Origin of the sequence: Halorientalis persicus (assembly GCF_900110215.1) — an archaeon.
Taxonomy (GTDB): domain Archaea; phylum Halobacteriota; class Halobacteria; order Halobacteriales; family Haloarculaceae; genus Halorientalis; species Halorientalis persica.
Map to the genome: position 1 here is coordinate 99,396 of NZ_FOCX01000007.1, position 15,576 is coordinate 114,971.

Annotated in this window: 17 protein-coding genes; 9 read left to right on the top strand and 8 right to left on the bottom strand. The window is 67.3% G+C overall.

Annotated features, from left to right (window positions below):
- Positions 1-8: 8 nt before the first annotated feature.
- A complete protein-coding gene (locus BMX17_RS09770; protein WP_092659467.1) occupies positions 9-611 on the bottom strand; it encodes a DUF6663 family protein in 603 nt (200 codons plus the stop codon).
- 104 nt (positions 612-715) lie between these two features.
- On the opposite strand from BMX17_RS09770, the gene BMX17_RS09775 reads away from it, so the two are divergent.
- The 3 genes from BMX17_RS09775 to BMX17_RS09785 are packed head-to-tail and all read left to right on the top strand — an operon-like array spanning position 716 to position 2,735.
- Complete coding sequence (locus BMX17_RS09775) at positions 716-1,318, top strand: hypothetical protein (RefSeq protein ID WP_092659469.1); 603 nt, start codon at positions 716-718, stop codon at positions 1,316-1,318.
- 30 nt (positions 1,319-1,348) lie between these two features.
- Positions 1,349-2,263, top strand: a complete 915-nt coding sequence (locus tag BMX17_RS09780) for a cobalamin-binding protein (RefSeq protein ID WP_092659471.1) — start codon at positions 1,349-1,351, stop codon at positions 2,261-2,263.
- Position 2,264: 1 nt separating this feature from the next.
- Complete coding sequence (locus BMX17_RS09785; protein ID WP_092659473.1) at positions 2,265-2,735, top strand: desampylase; 471 nt, start codon at positions 2,265-2,267, stop codon at positions 2,733-2,735.
- Here BMX17_RS09785 and BMX17_RS09790 read toward each other — a convergent pair.
- The 3 genes from BMX17_RS09790 to BMX17_RS09800 all read right to left on the bottom strand — a co-directional run bounded on the left by BMX17_RS09790 (position 2,711) and on the right by BMX17_RS09800 (position 5,562).
- The gene (locus BMX17_RS09790; RefSeq protein ID WP_092659475.1) at positions 2,711-3,079 is read right to left on the bottom strand and encodes a DUF5658 family protein; all 369 of its coding nucleotides are present in this window, start codon (positions 3,077-3,079) and stop codon (positions 2,711-2,713) included. The two genes, BMX17_RS09785 and BMX17_RS09790, sit on opposite strands and share 25 nt — an antisense overlap.
- Before the next feature lie 86 nt (positions 3,080-3,165).
- A complete protein-coding gene (ubaA, locus tag BMX17_RS09795; RefSeq protein ID WP_092659477.1) occupies positions 3,166-4,002 on the bottom strand; it encodes an SAMP-activating enzyme E1 in 837 nt (278 codons plus the stop codon).
- Between the two features lie 57 nt (positions 4,003-4,059).
- A complete protein-coding gene (locus BMX17_RS09800) occupies positions 4,060-5,562 on the bottom strand; it encodes a carboxypeptidase M32 (RefSeq protein ID WP_092659479.1) in 1,503 nt (500 codons plus the stop codon).
- A 169-nt stretch (positions 5,563-5,731) separates the two neighbouring features.
- Between BMX17_RS09800 and BMX17_RS09805 the strand changes: the two genes are divergently transcribed.
- Positions 5,732-7,231: a chemotaxis protein CheC gene (locus BMX17_RS09805; protein WP_092659481.1), complete on the top strand. Its 1,500-nt coding sequence runs from the start codon at positions 5,732-5,734 to the stop codon at positions 7,229-7,231.
- On the opposite strand, the gene BMX17_RS09810 is transcribed toward BMX17_RS09805, so the two are convergent.
- Together BMX17_RS09810 and BMX17_RS09815 are read right to left on the bottom strand one after the other, a co-directional pair.
- Positions 7,228-7,929 (bottom strand): hypothetical protein, encoded by a 702-nt coding sequence (locus BMX17_RS09810; RefSeq protein ID WP_092659483.1) that lies wholly within the window; start codon positions 7,927-7,929, stop codon positions 7,228-7,230. The two genes, BMX17_RS09805 and BMX17_RS09810, sit on opposite strands and share 4 nt — an antisense overlap.
- A gap of 35 nt (positions 7,930-7,964) precedes the next feature.
- A complete protein-coding gene (locus BMX17_RS09815) occupies positions 7,965-9,062 on the bottom strand; it encodes a M20 family metallopeptidase (RefSeq protein ID WP_092659485.1) in 1,098 nt (365 codons plus the stop codon).
- A gap of 90 nt (positions 9,063-9,152) precedes the next feature.
- On the opposite strand from BMX17_RS09815, the gene BMX17_RS09820 reads away from it, so the two are divergent.
- The 3 genes from BMX17_RS09820 to BMX17_RS09830 all read left to right on the top strand — a co-directional run bounded on the left by BMX17_RS09820 (position 9,153) and on the right by BMX17_RS09830 (position 12,445).
- A complete protein-coding gene (locus BMX17_RS09820; RefSeq protein WP_092659487.1) occupies positions 9,153-10,160 on the top strand; it encodes a DUF368 domain-containing protein in 1,008 nt (335 codons plus the stop codon).
- Between the two features lie 61 nt (positions 10,161-10,221).
- A complete protein-coding gene (locus BMX17_RS09825) occupies positions 10,222-12,096 on the top strand; it encodes a PINc/VapC family ATPase (protein ID WP_092659489.1) in 1,875 nt (624 codons plus the stop codon).
- A gap of 127 nt (positions 12,097-12,223) precedes the next feature.
- A complete protein-coding gene (locus tag BMX17_RS09830; protein WP_092659491.1) occupies positions 12,224-12,445 on the top strand; it encodes a glycine zipper 2TM domain-containing protein in 222 nt (73 codons plus the stop codon).
- A gap of 97 nt (positions 12,446-12,542) precedes the next feature.
- Here the strand turns inward: BMX17_RS09830 and BMX17_RS09835 are convergent, their stop codons facing one another.
- Positions 12,543-12,821: a MarR family transcriptional regulator gene (locus tag BMX17_RS09835; RefSeq protein ID WP_092659493.1), complete on the bottom strand. Its 279-nt coding sequence runs from the start codon at positions 12,819-12,821 to the stop codon at positions 12,543-12,545.
- Positions 12,822-13,006: 185 nt separating this feature from the next.
- On the opposite strand from BMX17_RS09835, the gene BMX17_RS09840 reads away from it, so the two are divergent.
- Positions 13,007-13,327 (top strand): EMC6-like membrane protein, encoded by a 321-nt coding sequence (locus BMX17_RS09840; protein ID WP_092659495.1) that lies wholly within the window; start codon positions 13,007-13,009, stop codon positions 13,325-13,327.
- A gap of 1 nt (position 13,328) precedes the next feature.
- Complete coding sequence (locus BMX17_RS09845) at positions 13,329-15,155, top strand: ribosome biogenesis/translation initiation ATPase RLI (protein WP_092659497.1); 1,827 nt, start codon at positions 13,329-13,331, stop codon at positions 15,153-15,155.
- Here the strand turns inward: BMX17_RS09845 and BMX17_RS09850 are convergent.
- Positions 15,146-15,538, bottom strand: a complete 393-nt coding sequence (locus BMX17_RS09850) for a DUF7522 family protein (protein WP_092659499.1) — start codon at positions 15,536-15,538, stop codon at positions 15,146-15,148. The genes BMX17_RS09845 and BMX17_RS09850 overlap by 10 nt on opposite strands.
- Positions 15,539-15,576 lie beyond the last annotated feature (38 nt).

The window sequence follows — 15,576 nt, forward strand, 5'->3', positions numbered from 1 at the left end:
GGGGGCGGTCAGGGGTGTTCCGGGTCGTACTCGTCGTGGAGTGTCTCGGCGAGCAGGCCGCCGGCGTCCAGCGCGATGTAGATCACGAAAAACGGTTCGGTCGCGGGACGGATGTAGAATACCTCGTAGGGCGGATCGACGCCACCGCCCTCGATCTTTCCGAGCATGGGCTCGATGGTCTTGCGACCGTCACGGAACTCGGCGAACAGATCCCGCTCGCCGGGCTGTCTGGCGACGACGTAGAGGACGCCGTTTGGCTCGCCGTCGGTGTCGAACGTCTGTGTGGGGTAGATCGGCATCTCCTCGGTGCGAGCCTGCTGGAAGGTCTCTTTGGCGCGCTCGAAGATATCGGGCGTGTCGTCGGCGACGAACAGCAGTGTGCGATTCAGGACGGTCAGGTCGGTGATCGTGGCCGGTTCCTCGCTCCAGTCGAGCGTGGCCTCGACGAGATGGCCCGGGCGGAGGTCGGCGACGGCCTCGGCCAGGGGGTCGTCGTACCCGTCGGTGCGGACGTAGGTCGGCTGTTCGGTCCCCTGCTCGACGAAACTCAACTCCCCCGCGCCGCGGTCGCTCCCGTAGACCCGATAGGTCCCGGACTCGGTCGCCGTCATCACCGATACTTGCCCGGCCGGCCATTTAGATTCACGGATGTGATACACCCCGGAACCCTAATAGTCGGAACGCGAAACCTTGCGGAGAGCCAGAGTGAACGCGCATGGGCAAGGTTTCAATAGCCGAGAGTGAGTTCGAGAGCGAAGTCGTCTCGCGTGGCGAACAGGTTACGTTTCGGCTCGTCGTCGAGTACGAGACGCCGAGCGGGGACGAGTTCGTCGAACGGTCGACGCTGGCCGCCGACTCGCGCTCGGACCTGACGACCGAGGCAGTGTCGGCGGCGCTGACCGAGTGGGCGGACGAGCGCGACGTGGCGGCGGTCAGCGGGTTCAGCGTCGTCGAAGAACAACTCGCACGTCGCGGCGGCGAGGCACCGGACACTGGAGACGAGGCGTTGCTGGTCGACCCATCGGACCGCGAAACGAAGTCCGAACGGACCACGGAGGAGGCGGTGGCCAGGTCCTCGCGGTACGTCGAGGGCGACCACCTGCTCTACTACGAGGGCGGGCCGGACAGTACGGTCTACGGGCACACGACGGAAGGCATCGTCGCGGAAGCGCCGCCGATCGAACACCAGCACCGCGAGAACGAACCGGACAAGATCCGCCTCGACGTGGGCAAGCGAACCAAGATCGTCCCGCTCGAGTGGGTGATCGGCCACGCCGACGAAGCCGACGAGCCCATCGACAAACCCCGGGATCTCTGATTTTTTTAGGATGGGGGCCGTAGCCGGCCCATGCGCATCGTCTCGCTGCTCCCCTCGGCGACGGAGATCGTCTACGCCCTGGGACTGGAACCCGTCGGCGTCTCCCACGAGTGTGACTACCCGCCGGCGGCCAGGGAGCAACCGGCCGTCAACCGCTCGCGGGTCGACCCCGAGGCGAGCAGTCGAGAGATCAACCAGCAGGTCGCCGACGCCGAGGACAGCGGCGACGGCGTCTACGAGATCGACCTCGATACCCTGGAGCGACTGGACCCGGATCTGGTCATCTCCCAGGGCATCTGTGACGTGTGTGCCGTCGACGAGGTGCTGGTCCGGGACGCCGTCGAACGGCTCAATCTGGACGCCGCCGTGCTCACGACCGATCCCCACAGCCTGGACGACGTGTTCGCGGACATCCGCCGGATCGGGGACGCGACGGGGACGAGCGAGCGCGCCGCGGACCTCGTCGCGGACCTGCGCGAACGGGTCACGGCGGTCGAGCGAACGGCGGCGGCCGCCGAGGATCGCCCGCGTGTGGCGGTACTGGACTGGCTCGACCCCGTGATGGTCGCGGGCCACTGGGTCCCCGAGATGGTCGAACTGGCGGGCGGCGCGTACGGCATGGCCGACCCGGGCGCGCGGTCCGAGCCCCGGGAGTTCGACGAAGTTCGGGAGTACGACCCCGAGGTCCTCGTGGCCGCGCCATGCGGCTTCGAACTGGACCAGACCGAGCGCAATCGCGACGACCTGCTCGACCGCGAGGGGTGGAGCAAGCTGACCGCGGTGCAGAACGGGCAGGCCTTCGCGATGGACGGGCACCACTACGTGAACCGGCCCGGCCCGCGGCTGGTCGACACGCTCGAACACCTGGCGGCGTGCGTCCATCCGGGCCTGTTCGACGTGCCGCCGAGTTCCGTCGTCCGACCGTACCCGAACGCGCTGGCCTGAGATGCTCGAACTGACGCGCGCGGTGTACGACGACCTGATCGCTCACGCTCGCGAGAGTACGCCCGAGGAGTGCTGTGGGGTGCTGGGGGGCGCACGCGAGGGCGACTGGAAGGAGCCCTCGGAACGAGCGAGCGGGCGCAGCGCGCCCGCGAGCACCGCCGACCGCTACCGGCGAGCCGAAAACGTCGCCGCGGAGCCGCGGACGGCCTACGAACTCGATCCCGAAGAACAGCTGGCGCATATGCAGGCCATCGAGGACGCGGGGCGGGAGGTCGTCGGGTTCGCCCACTCGCATCCGGCGGGGCCGCCGGTACCGAGCCGGACGGACGAACGGCAGGCGACCTGGTCGGGCTACTCGTACGTCATCGTCGCACTGGGCGGGGCGGAACCGTTCGTGGGGTCCTGGCGCTGGACGGGGGAGACCTTCGAGCAAGAGACCGTGGCCGTTCAGAGCGCCGACAGCCCGACGTAGACGTTCGTGACGACGATGAGGGTTCCCAGGCCCGTGACGGAGAGGATCCAGGAGCGCCACAGCGGCACCCGCTCGATGGTGTCGCGGTAGGTCAACAGCGTGACGCCGACGATCAACGCGACGGCGGCCTTCATCGCGAGCATCAGCAAGGGGTGGTGGGCGAGCAACTGCCGCACGAAGGGGTTGGCTTCCATCCCGACGTCGCCGGTGAACGCCAGCGCGATCAGCGTCGAGACGGCGTCGCCGAAGCCCCAGACGAACACCAGGGCGAACACCGACTCGACGTAGCCGGGCTTTTCGAGGCCGAACGCCGGCAGTCCAGTTTCCAGTGATGAGATCGACATCGAGAGGAGGCCACCTGACTGCCTACACGTTGGCGAAAATCCCCCATAAACATACGCGCCCAATTATAGAAAATGAAAGCAGCAGATCAGTCCGCGCCGATGGCGCAGGTCTCGACGTACGCCACGTCCTGGACGGAGGAGATGGCGGGGTCGTCAGAACAGACCGGGCAGTCGGGGGCGGGCTGGACCGGGATTTCCTCGAAGGTCATGTCCATGGCGTCGTAAAAGATCATCCGGCCGTCCAGCGTGTCGGCCTCGGGGGCGAGGCCCGCGTCCTGCAGGATCCACTTTACCGTTTCAGTCGCCTGGATGCAGCCCACGGTGCCCGGGAGGACGCCGAGGACGCCCGCCTCCGAGCAGTCGGGGATCTCCCCGGCCGGCGGTGCCTCGGGGAACAGACACCGGTAGCATGGCCGGCCCTCGGTGAAAGAGGTGATCTGGCCCTCGAAGCGGTAGATCGCGCCATGGGAGAAGGGGACGCCCGCGAGCGTGCAGGCGTCGTTGACGAGAAAGCGCGTCTCGAAGTTGTCGCTGCCGTCGACGACGAAGTCGTAGTCGGCGATCAACGCGTCGACGTTGTCGGCGGTCACGCGGGTCTCGTGAGCGTCGACGGTCACGTCAGGGTTGAGGTCGGCGACGAACTCGGCGGCGCTCTCGACTTTCTGCCGGCCCACGTCGGCGTCGGCGTGGACGATCTGGCGCTGGAGATTGGAGCGTTCGACCACGTCGTCGTCGGCGATGCCCAGCCTACCGACGCCCGCGGCCGCCAGGTACTGGATGATCGGCGAGCCGAGGCCGCCGGCCCCGAGGACGAGTACGTCGGCGTCGAGGAGCGCTTTCTGGCCGTCCGGGCCCACGTCGTCCATGATGATGTGCCGGGAGTACCGGTCCAGTTGCGTGGGATCGAGATTGAGGTCGCTCATATCCCGGTTTGGCGGGCGGGGCGGTTAAGCGTGCGGTCGAACCGGCGTTGGGGAGAACTACAGGTCGTAGAGGTCGCCGAACTTCCCGCGGGCGTAGTCGACGAAGTAGTCCGCGGTGAACGCCTCGCCGGTCGCCTCCTCGATCAGGTCGTCGGTGGTGTACCGACAGCCGTGCCGGTGGACGTTCTCGGTGAGCCAGTCGTGGAGCCCCTGGAACTCGCCCGCACGGATGTCGTCGTCCAGGTTTCCGAGGTCGTCTTCTGCGGCCGCAAAGAGCTGCGCCGCCAGCACGCTCCCCAGCGAGTAGGTCGGGAAGTAGCCGAAGTTGCCGTGGGTCCAGTGGATGTCCTGCAGACAGCCCTCGGCGTCGGTGTCGGGCCGCACACCCAGATACTCGTCCATCTTGTCGTTCCAGACCTGCGGGATCTCCGCGACCTCCAGATCGCCCCGCACCAGATCGCGTTCGATCTCGAACCGGAGGATGATGTGGAGGTGGTAGGTGAGTTCGTCCGCCTCGACCCGGATCAGGTTGTCCGGGTAGATCTGGTTGGCCGCCTCGTACAGTTCGCGGGGGGACACGTCGCTCCCGAGGTGGTCGTTCACCGTGTCCCCGAACAGGTCCCAGAACGGCCGGGAGCGGCCGACGTGGTTCTCCCAGAGCCGGGACTGGGACTCGTGGACCGACAAGTCACGGGACTGGCCCAGCGGTGTCCCGTACTCGTCCTGTGGCAGACCGAGCGTGTAGGTGGCGTGGCCGAACTCGTGGATCGTCGAGCCCAGCGCGTCCAGGGGATCGTCCGGTTTGAACCGCGTCGTCACGCGGGCGTCGAACTGCGTCCCCATCGAGAAGGGGTGAGCGGCGGTGTCGAGTCGGCCCCGATCCCAGTCGTAGCCCAGCGTGTCCAGCGCGTCCCGGACGAGATCCTCCTGGGTCTCGTCGTCGTACGTGCCCTCGAAGGGATCGGCGAGGTCGGCGTCGCTGTCCTCGATGGCCTCGATCAGCGGTACCAGTTCCTCGCGCAGGCGTTCGAGGATGCGCTCGGCGGTGTCGATCCCGAGGTAGGGCTCGTACTCCTCGAACAGCACTTCGTAGGGGTCCCGGTCGGGGTCGATCTGGGCGGCGTACTCGCGTTTCAGTTCGACGATCCGTTCGAGCGTGGGCGCGAATTCGTCCCAGTCGTCCTCGGCCTTGGCCTGCTCCCACGTCGGAAGGGCGTTGGCGGTGGTCTCGGAGATCTCCTCGACCAGATCGCCGTCGACGCGGGTCGCACGTTCGTGTTCGCGGCGGACCTCGCGGACGACGGCGGCCTGGTCGTCGTCCAGATCCTGGCCGTCCAGTGTGTCCAGATACTCGGCGAGGTCGTCGTCGGTAAGTAGTTCGTGGTGGAGCGCCGACAGCGCAGCGGTCTGCTGGGAGCGGGCGGGCGTCCCGCCCTCGGGCATCGTCACCTGCTGATCCCAGTTGAGGATACCGGCGGCGTTGCCGACGTTGGTCATCCGGCGGACGTGCTCCGTGAGGGACTCGTACGCGTCCGGATGCTCGGCCTGATCCGTTGCCATGCGCGGACCTTCGGCCGACGCGGCAAAAGGATTGGTTCCCCGGCAGTCACCCCCACACCAGTTCCAGAGTTGATAATCGCGGCGTAACAGCTATTCAATGGGGTTCGTGAGATAGAGTGACAGGCCCGGTCGATGGAGTGTCGGCGGGACCCGGCCGCTGGGGACAACGATGAAAATCGACATCGACGCCTTGGAGGAACTGAATCTACTCACCCGTGACGGCACGGAGCGAGCCAACGGTGCGCTCACCGACATGACGGCGGCCAGTACCGCCATCGGGACCACCAAGATTCTGCTGGTGAACCACGAGGACATCATCGAGCGGATCGACAGCGGCGGCTACGAGGTCGTGCGCTTCGACATCGAGGGGAAACTGTCCGGGACCGCCCTCCTCCTGTTCGACCGGCCGGCGACGGAGGCCGTCGTCGAGGCGCTGGTCCCCGGCGAGGCCGACGAGTCGATGGCCTCCGCGGGGCTCAAGGAGATGGCCAACATCATGATGGGATCGTTCACGACCGACTGGGGCGATCACCTGAGTGCCGGTCTCTCGATGACCGCGCCGACGTACCTCGACGACCCGGACGCCGACGCGCTCCAGCTCGACCCCACCGGCCCCGAAACCGACAGCACGCTCGTCTTCCAGAGTTCGATCACCTGGCGGTCGGGCGAGGGCCGCATCGACATCTACCTCGCGCCCGACCGGTCGGCGCTCGATCCCGTGTTCTCGGAAGCCGAGCGCGACGAGATCGCGGAGCGAGACGACGAACTCGACGGCCTGATCGCCCCCGACGAGGACGACGAACCGACCACCGCGGCCGCCGACACTGCGACGCCCGACCCCGCGGCCGCAGACACAACCACCGACGACGAGCGCGAGGACGGCGACCCCTTCGGCGGGAGCGCCGAGGGCGCGTTCGGCGCGAGCGACGACGCCGACGGCTTGGGTACCGACGACGCGACGAGTGACGGCCCGGGCTCGTTCGACCCCGGCGACGAGGACGACCTCTTCGGCTTCGAGGAGGGAGCCGAGGGGGCCGACGAGATCCCGCTGGAGAAGCTGTCGGTGTTCAGCGACCTGACCAAGGAGGGCACCGAGGCGGCGGCCGAACGCGTGACCCAGATGACCGGCATCGAGACCAGCACGGAGATCGCCGGAATCACGTTCACCCCCATCGACGACATCGCCGCGCAACTGGAGGACGGCGACTACGTCGGCACGACCGTCGAGTTCGACGGGACACCCAGCGGGTCGCTGGTGATCCTCTTCGACGAGGACTCCGCCGAGAACATCGCCGAGGAGATGCTGCCCGTCGATCCCGACGAGGACGGCCTCACCGGGATGCACGAGAGCGCCATCGAGGAACTGGGCAACATCATGACCAGCGGCTTCATCGACGGCTGGGCCAACGTCCTCGAAACCGGCGTGGAACACACCCCGCCCGAGTACGTCGGCGACATGAACATGGCCTTCGTCGAGTTGATCACCGAGCAACTGGGCCCGTTCCAGACCCACGCGTTCACCATCGAGTCGACCCTCCAGACCGACGACGTGGAATTCACCTGTGAGATCCACGCCCTGCCCGACGAGGGCGACCTCAGCTCGGCGCTGAAGGCGCTCGCGGTCGACCGGAAAGACCAGACCGACGCCGATCCGAGCGACCTGTTCTAGGCGTACCGCATCGTCGTCTCCGAGACCCACACCGACACCGTCGCCGTGTGTTCCTGATCGGCCAGCCGTACGGTCGCCTCGACGGCACGGGGTGTGACCTCGACGATCCGCTCGAACGGCACCGACGGCTCCGAGACGACCTCGCCGTCGCGGTCACGTACCGTTGTCTGCTGGACGGAGACCGCCATCTCGCCGTTCTCGCGGGTGATCCCGACGCTTGCCGCGGGGTCACCATCGATCCGCTCCTCGATCCGCTGGGCGACCGCGTCGGCTCCCACCGATGCACACTCGGTCGTCGCCCAGTCCTCGAAGGGCGTCGTCTCGTACACCGGTTCGCGCTCCGGTGGCTCGCCCTGCTCGATCTCGGTCCGGTTCGTGTGCCGCCACGCGGCGACGTACTTGACCGCGTGCTCGTCTTCGAGGTACTCCAGTTCGTCGTCCGCGACCGTTCGGTCGGCCGTGATCGGTTCGGCCCCACCGCGAACGGGGTCGGACGTATCCCGGCCGTCGGCGGTCCCCGTCTCACCATCTGTGTCATCGCCACCGGCCGCCTCGGTCGGATCGGGCGTCGATTCGGTCGCGGTCGGTGCGGCCGTCGCACCGTCGTCGGGTCGCGATCCCGGTTCGCTCACACAGCCGGTCAGGCCACCGAGACCGGCGAGCGCGAGCCCGCGGAGGAGGGGCCTGCGTCGCGTCATTCGTTCGAACGTCCGTGGCGACCCATAAGTGCTTTCTACCCCGTGAACGACTCGGCCAGCCGCCGGTAGATCCGTTCACAGCGCTCGATCACCGCGAGCGACGCGCTCTCGTTGGCGGTGTGAGCTTCACCGGGTTCGGCGATGCCACAGATCACGCAGTCGGTTCCTGCCTCGGACAGCCACCCGGCGTCGGTCGCGTGGGGCTTGACGACGTGCTCCGGACTCGCCTCCTGTACGGCCTCGGCCGCATCGAGCACCGCGTCGGCGAAGTCGGCGTCGCCACAGGCCATCGGCGGGAGGTCCTGGTCGACGGTCCACTCTACGCCCGGGACCTCCTCGACCCGCGAAAGCGGCGCGCGCTCGCCCGGGACCGTCCGCTCGTCCACGGTGAGTCCACAGCGCTCGGGGAGCACGTTCATCGCCGACCCGCCCTCGACCTCGGTGACGGCGACGCTCCCTCGCATCTCGTGGCCCAGCACCTCGGTCGACGGGAAGTCGAGGTCCCGGACGATCCCCACGGCGTCGGTCGCCCGGTAGATGGCGTTCTCGCCCTGCTCGACCTCGCTGGCGTGGGCGGCCTCGCCGCTGGCCGTGATCGTACTCCCGCGCCGGCCCTTGTGGGCGACCGCCACGTCGGTCGTCTGCGGTCCGGAGTAGCCGGTCGACCCCTCCGTGACGACGGCGTAGTCGGGGCCGAAGCCGTCGTCGATCGCCGCTCGCGCGCCGACGCCGCCGACCTCCTCGCCGACGAACGAGGCGACGACGAGTTCACAGGCCGGGTCCGCCTCAGCGAAGGCGACCATCGCCGCGGCGAGCGCCCCCTTCATGTCGGCGGTACCACGACCGTGGATGCGGCCGTCGCGTTCCTCGATCACGTACTCCCCGCTATCGGTGACCTGCGAGTCGTCCGGCGGCACCACGTCGTGGTGACCGACCAGCGCGAGCGTGGGCTCGCCCGAGCCCTTGCGAGCGAACACGTTACCGCCGCGGCCCTCGTCGGCCCCTGCCTCGTCGCGGCGAACCGCGGCGTCGGTGTGCTCGCGGAGCCAGTCCTCGACGTAGTCGCCGGCGGCGGCTTCCGAGTCGTGGCTCGGGATCGCGACCAGTTCCCGGGTCAACTCGATGGCGTTCATGTTCGGCGGTGTGGGCGGCCGGAGCATAAGCGCGGCGCGTGCCGACCCGTTTCCCAAGAGACAAGACGTTGTTCGTGGAACTGCGAGTGAATGCCGTCATCGCCGGACCACGCGACCGACGAGACCCCACGGCTCGGGGCGTCGGTGCCGCCGCTCAGGGAGTGGGCGTCGACGTACCTGATCGGGATCTTCATGGGGAGCGCCGACGCCGTCCCGGGCGTCTCGGGCGGGACGATCGCGCTGATCGTGGGGATCTACGAGCGACTCATCACCGCCATCACCGCCGTCACGCCGCGGGCAGTGCTGGGCTTCCTGAAGGCTCTCACGCCCCTCGATGGGGGAGTTTCGGTCCGTCGGGCCGAGGCTATCTTCGACGACGTGGACGGCTGGTTCCTCCTCACGCTGTTGCTCGGCATCCTGACGGCCGTGATTATCGTCACCCGGATCATCACCGTCCTGAACGAGAGCGCGCCGGTCGTCCTCTACGGCTTCTTCTTCGGGCTGATCGCCGCGTCGGCGGTCGTCCTGCTCCGTGCCATCTCGATCCGAACGGTGAGTGCCGGCGTCGCCGCCGTCGCGGGCTTCCTGCTGGCCTTCCTGATGTCCGGACAGGCCGAGGAGCTGTTCGGCGGGGGCCTCCCGCTGGTGTTCGTCGCTGGAACCCTCGCCGTGAGCGCGATGATCCTCCCCGGCCTCTCGGGCTCGTTGATCCTCGTCATTCTCGGCCAGCACGCCAGGTTGTCCGAGACGCTCTCGGAGTTCGTCGACGGGCTGGCCGCGCTGGCGACGGGCGGGTCCGTGGACGCCGTGACCGGGCCCGGGACGGTGGTCGTCACGTTCATCGCGGGCGGACTGATCGGGCTGTTCACGATCTCCCGGGCGGTCAGGTACGCGCTGAATCGCAACCGTGAGGTGACGCTGGCCTTCCTCGTCGCGCTCGTCGTCGGGGCGCTCCGGGCCCCCGTCGCGACGGTCCGCGGAGAAGTCGGGTTCTCCACGGAGACACTGGTCACCTTCCTCGGCGTCTCCGTCGTCGGCGCGGTGGTCGTCCTCGCGCTGGACTACTACGCCGCCGACTTCGAGATCGAGGAGATCTAGGCCGTCCCGCTCGGCCGACAGCATCACGACCCTTATGAGGCGAGCGGCACCTACTGTGAGTATGAACGTTGTACCGGACACCAGCGTCGTCATCGACGGTCGCGTGTCCGACCACGTCGAATCCGGCGAGTTCGCCGGGGCGACGATCCACGTGCCGGAGGCCGTCGTCGGCGAACTGGAGTCACAGGCCAACGAGGGGCGCGACAGCGGCTGGGACGGGCTGACCGAACTCCAGGCGCTCGCCGACCTGGCCGACGCGGGGGAGATCGACCTCGAATACGTCGGCCGCCGCCCCGACGCGGGCGAGATCGGCGACGCGGGGGAGGGCGAGATCGACGCGCTCATCCGCGACACCGCCGCCGAGCACGACGCGACGCTGTTCACCTCCGACATCGTCCAGAGCGAGGTCGCCACGGCGAAAGGCATCGAGGTGGAGTACGTCGAGCCCATCGTCGAGGAGACCGCCGTCGAGAACCTCACGATCGAACAGTTCCTCGACGAGACGACGATGAGCCTCCACCTGAAGACGGGGGTCCCGCCGATGGCCAAGCGGGGCGAACTCGGCGAGATGCACTACGAGGAGATCCGCGACGAGCCCTCGACGGAGGCCCAGCTGAAAGAGTGGGCCCAGGAGATCGAAAACAGCGCCCGCGCCAGCCCGGACGGGTTCATCGAACTCTCCGAACCCGGCATGACCATCGTCCAGTTCCGGGATATGCGGATCGCCATCGCCAGCCCACCGTTCGCTGACGGTCACGAAATCACCGCCGTCCGGCCCATCGTCAAGACGGAGCTGGACGACTACGAGTTCGCGGACGAACTCCGGGACCGGCTCACCGACCACCAGCGCGGTGTCCTGATCTCCGGTGCGCCCGGGGCCGGGAAGTCCACCTTCGCACAGGCTGTCGCGGAGTTCCTCGCCGACGCCGACTTCGCGGTCAAGACGATGGAGAAACCGCGGGACCTGCAGGTCGGCCCGAACATCACCCAGTACACGGAACTGGGTGACGAGATGGCAAAAACCGCCGACTCACTGCTCATGGTCCGGCCCGACTACACCATCTACGACGAGGTCCGCAAGACCGACGACTTCGAGGTGTTCGCCGATATGCGCCTCGCGGGCGTCGGGATGATCGGGGTCGTCCACGCGACGCGGGCCATCGACTCGCTCCAGCGCCTCGTCGGCCGCGTGGAGCTGGGGATGATCCCGCAGGTCGTCGACACCGTCGTCTACATCGAGGAGGGCCGCGTCGAGAAGGTCTACGACGTGACGACGGAGGTCAAGGTGCCGGAAGGCCTGATGGAAGAAGACCTCGCCCGGCCGGTCATCATGATCCGGGACTTCGAGACGGGCCAGCCCGAGTACGAGATCTACACGTTCAACCGGCAGGTCGTCACCGTACCCATCGGTGAGGAGGGCGACGGCGGCTCCCGCGAGACCGGCGTGGACCGCATCGCCAAGCAGGAGGTCGAACGCGAGATCCGGTCGATCGCCCACGGCCACGTCGAGGTCGAGTTGCAGAACTCGAACACCGCCGTCGTGTGGGTCGAGGACGACGACATCTCGCAGGTCATCGGCAAGGGCGGCGGCCGCATCTCCGACGTGGAGAACCGGCTGGGGATCGACATCGACGTGCGGACGCTCTCGGAGAAACCCGGCGGGCGGTCGGGCGGCGGTGGTGGCGGAGGCAGTAGCGGCGGTGGCGGCGGCCAACCCGGCCAGATCGTCACGCCCGAAGTGACCTCCCGGCACGTCATCGTCCCGATGGAAGGCCACGCCGGCGAGACCGTCGAGGTGCAGGCCGACGGCAAGTACCTGTTCACCGCCACGGTCTCGCGGGGCGGGGAGATTCAGGTCTCGCGAGGGAGTGCCATCGCCGAGGAACTGGAGCAGGCCATCGACCGCGGAAAGACGATCCAGGTCGTCCCGTCGTAGGGCGAGCATCCGGCGACCGAAGGGAGTCGGTTCAGTGCCACGTCGTCACACCGGTCGCGACCGTCGTTTCGCTCCTATCTCCCGACCACACACTATCTTTATCCGACCCTTCGCCCTCTGTTGGGATATGGGACGCATCAAACGCGCACTCGGTCGTGCTCGGTACGCAGCTATCGGCGGAGCCATCGGCGGCGCAGTCGGGGGATTGTTCAGTCGAAACGCGGCGAGTTCCGGCGCGGCAGTCGGTGCCCTGATCGGCGCGACACTCGGCGAGAAGCGGACCGACGTCGACGCCGTCGTCGAGCGAGTCAAGGAGAAAGGCGAGCAGGCGACAGCCGACGCCGATTGATCTGGCCGGTGGCGACGCAGTACCAGTGGCTCAGGGTCCAGGCGAGAACCTGACGGGACCGAACACGACGGGTGTCCCGTCGGGAGACTGCAGTGAGTCAGTCAGAGACGGCCGATTCGGTGCTTTCGGAGGGCTGTTCCTCGACGTCGTCGACGATCTCGTAGAGGTTCTGGCGAGCGTCGGCGAAGTAGACGTCCTCGTCGACGGCACTCACCTCTTCGAGCCGTTCCAGGGCATATCGGACAGTACGGGCGGACAACATAGACTCTTCGACGATCCCCTTCTGGGTGAGCGGCCCGTTGTACTCCAGCACCTTGTACACGAGCTTCGCGCTCGGCGGAAGGTCCGCGATAGTCTCCCCATCGGATTCTGCCATCGCGTAGACGGTGGCGCGCCTGGTCCATAAAGATTGATGCACAGACTGACGGAACAGTCCGAATCCAGCCCCGTCGCGGCCGCTCGGCGTGTGTCGGTTCGTGACGAGCCGCGACGGACGGTCGGGCCCGCCGGAAGCGACCCGACAACGAACGGTTTTTGGGGCCCGATGGCTGACAGTGGGGTATGGCAACGGACACGGCCGAACGGCGGGCAGCCCACGTCCGCGGGCTGAAGGTGACGACGCTATCCTCGATCGCCGGGATCGGGGCGGCCGTCGCGTCCTCGGCAGTCACCGCCGGGATGGAAAATCCTGCGACCAGTGACACCGCACTGCTGGTCGTCCTCGGGGCGATCCTCGTCCAGTTCCCGATCCTGAAGGGACTGGGCGTCGATGTCGATGATTTCGGGGCGAAAGACTACCTCTACGTCGGCTTCATGACCTTCGCACTCTGGTTCGTCTCCTGGGGCGTCCTGCTGACCGCGAACACCACGCTCCCCTTCTAACATGGCCGAAGACAGCATCGCCGTCGTCGACCTCGATAGATGTCAGCCCGACCGGTGTAACTACGAGTGTGCGAACTTCTGTCCACCGAACCGGACGGGCGAAGAGTGCATCGTGACCCGGGAGGAACGGTACGACGATCCCGACCTCTACGAGGGCGGCCCCGACCAGATCTCGATCAGCGAGGAGCTCTGTCTCGGCGAATCCTGCGGCATCTGCGTCGAGAAGTGCCCGTTCGACGCCATCGAGATCATCAACCTCCCACAGGAACTCGACGAGGAACCCGTTCACCGCTACGGCGAGAACGCCTTCGCACTTTATGGCCTCCCCGCCCCCGAGGAGGGGCAGGTCACCGGCATCCTCGGTCCGAACGGGATCGGGAAGACGACGGCCGTCCACATCCTCGCCGGCGAGATGCGCCCCAACCTCGGGCTGTTCAACCAGGAACCCGACTGGGAGGCCATTCTGGAGGAGTACCGCGGCACCGAACTCCAGGGCTACCTCGAAGAGTTGCGCGACGACGAGGTGACCGTCGCGCGCAAGCCCCAGTACGTCGACCAGATTCCCGGCCAGTTCGACGGCAAGACGCGCGAACTCCTCGAACGGACCGACGAGCGCGGAGCGCTGGACGATCTGGTCGAGCGATTCGGCATCGAGGCCGTCCTCGATCAGGACATCGACTCCATCTCCGGCGGTGAACTCCAGCGCGTGGCCATGACCGCCACGCTGGCGCGCGAGGCCGACTTCTACTTCCTCGACGAGATCACGCCGTATCTGGACATCGGCCAGCGCGTCACCGCCGCCCGGATCGTCCGCGAACTCGCCGAGGAGGAGAACCGCTCGATGCTGGTCGTCGAGCACGACCTCGCGATCCTCGATCTGCTGGCCGACAACATCCATCTGGCCTACGGGAGTCCGGGGGCGTTCGGGATCATCACGCCGCCGAAGTCGGTCCGTAACGGGATCAACGAGTACCTCTCGGGCTATCTCGAGAACGAGAATATGCGCATCCGTCAGGACGCCATCGAGTTCGAGGAACACGCGCCTCGCACCGTGACCAGCGGGCAGGTGGTCGCGGAGTACCCCGAACTCACCAAGTCCTACGGGGACGGCGAGTTCAGCCTCGAAGCCGAGGCCGGCCAGATCCACGAGGGCGAAGTCCTCGGCGTGGTCGGTCCCAACGGGATCGGGAAGTCCACCTTCGCCCAGTTGCTCGCCGGCCGACTCGACCCCGACTCGGGCGAGGTCGACGCGGACCTGGACATCTCTTACAAGCCCCAGTACATCGAGATCGACCAGCATATGCGGGTCGACGCGTTCCTCCGGTCGATCACCGACGACTTCGGGTCGTCCTACTGGAAGACCGAGATCGCAGAGCCACTCCAGTTGAACCGGGTGATGGAGCAGAACCTCACCGACCTCTCGGGCGGGGAGCGCCAGCGGGTCGCCATCGCGGCCTGTCTCTCGAAGGACGCCGACCTCTACCTGCTGGACGAGCCCTCGGCCCACCTGGACGTGGAACAGCGCGTGCTGGCGACCGACGCCATTCGCCGGTACACCGAGATCCACGACGCCACCGCGCTGGTCATCGACCACGACATCTACATGATCGACCTGCTGGCCGACCGCCTGCTCGTCTTCGACGGCGAACCCGCCGAACACGGGCAGGCCTCCGCACCCAAGGGGATGCGCGAGGGCATGAACGAGTTCCTCGCGAACCTCGACGTGACCTTCCGCCGCGACGAGCGGACCTCGCGACCGCGGGTCAACAAACCCGGCTCGCAACTCGACCGCCAGCAGAAGAAAGACGGCGAGTACTACTACAGCTGAATTTCCGCGGCGATCTCCTCGGTCAGGAACGCCTCGATCTCCGTGGCAGCCTCGACACCGACCGAGCTGTCGCGGTCGAGCGTGATCAAAAAGCCCGCCTTCTCGTCGGGCTGGTCCGGCCAGGAGAACACCCACACGTCCTCGAAGATGCGAACGGTACCGTGGAACTCGCCAAGGTCCGCGGCCCCCGACTGCGTGCCCAGGTTCAGGTAGTTGACGATCACTTCGTCGACGAACGACTGGACGTCGTCGTCGGAGTACTGCGACCGGAGATCCGCACGCATCTGCGCCTCGAAATCCGTCGGATGGTACCGGATCACAGTCCGGAGCGCCTCCCCGTATCGGTCCCGGAGCTCCGACCAGACGCGTTCGCACACGCTCATGCCTCCAGTCGAGTCGGTGCAGAAACACATCGATTGGG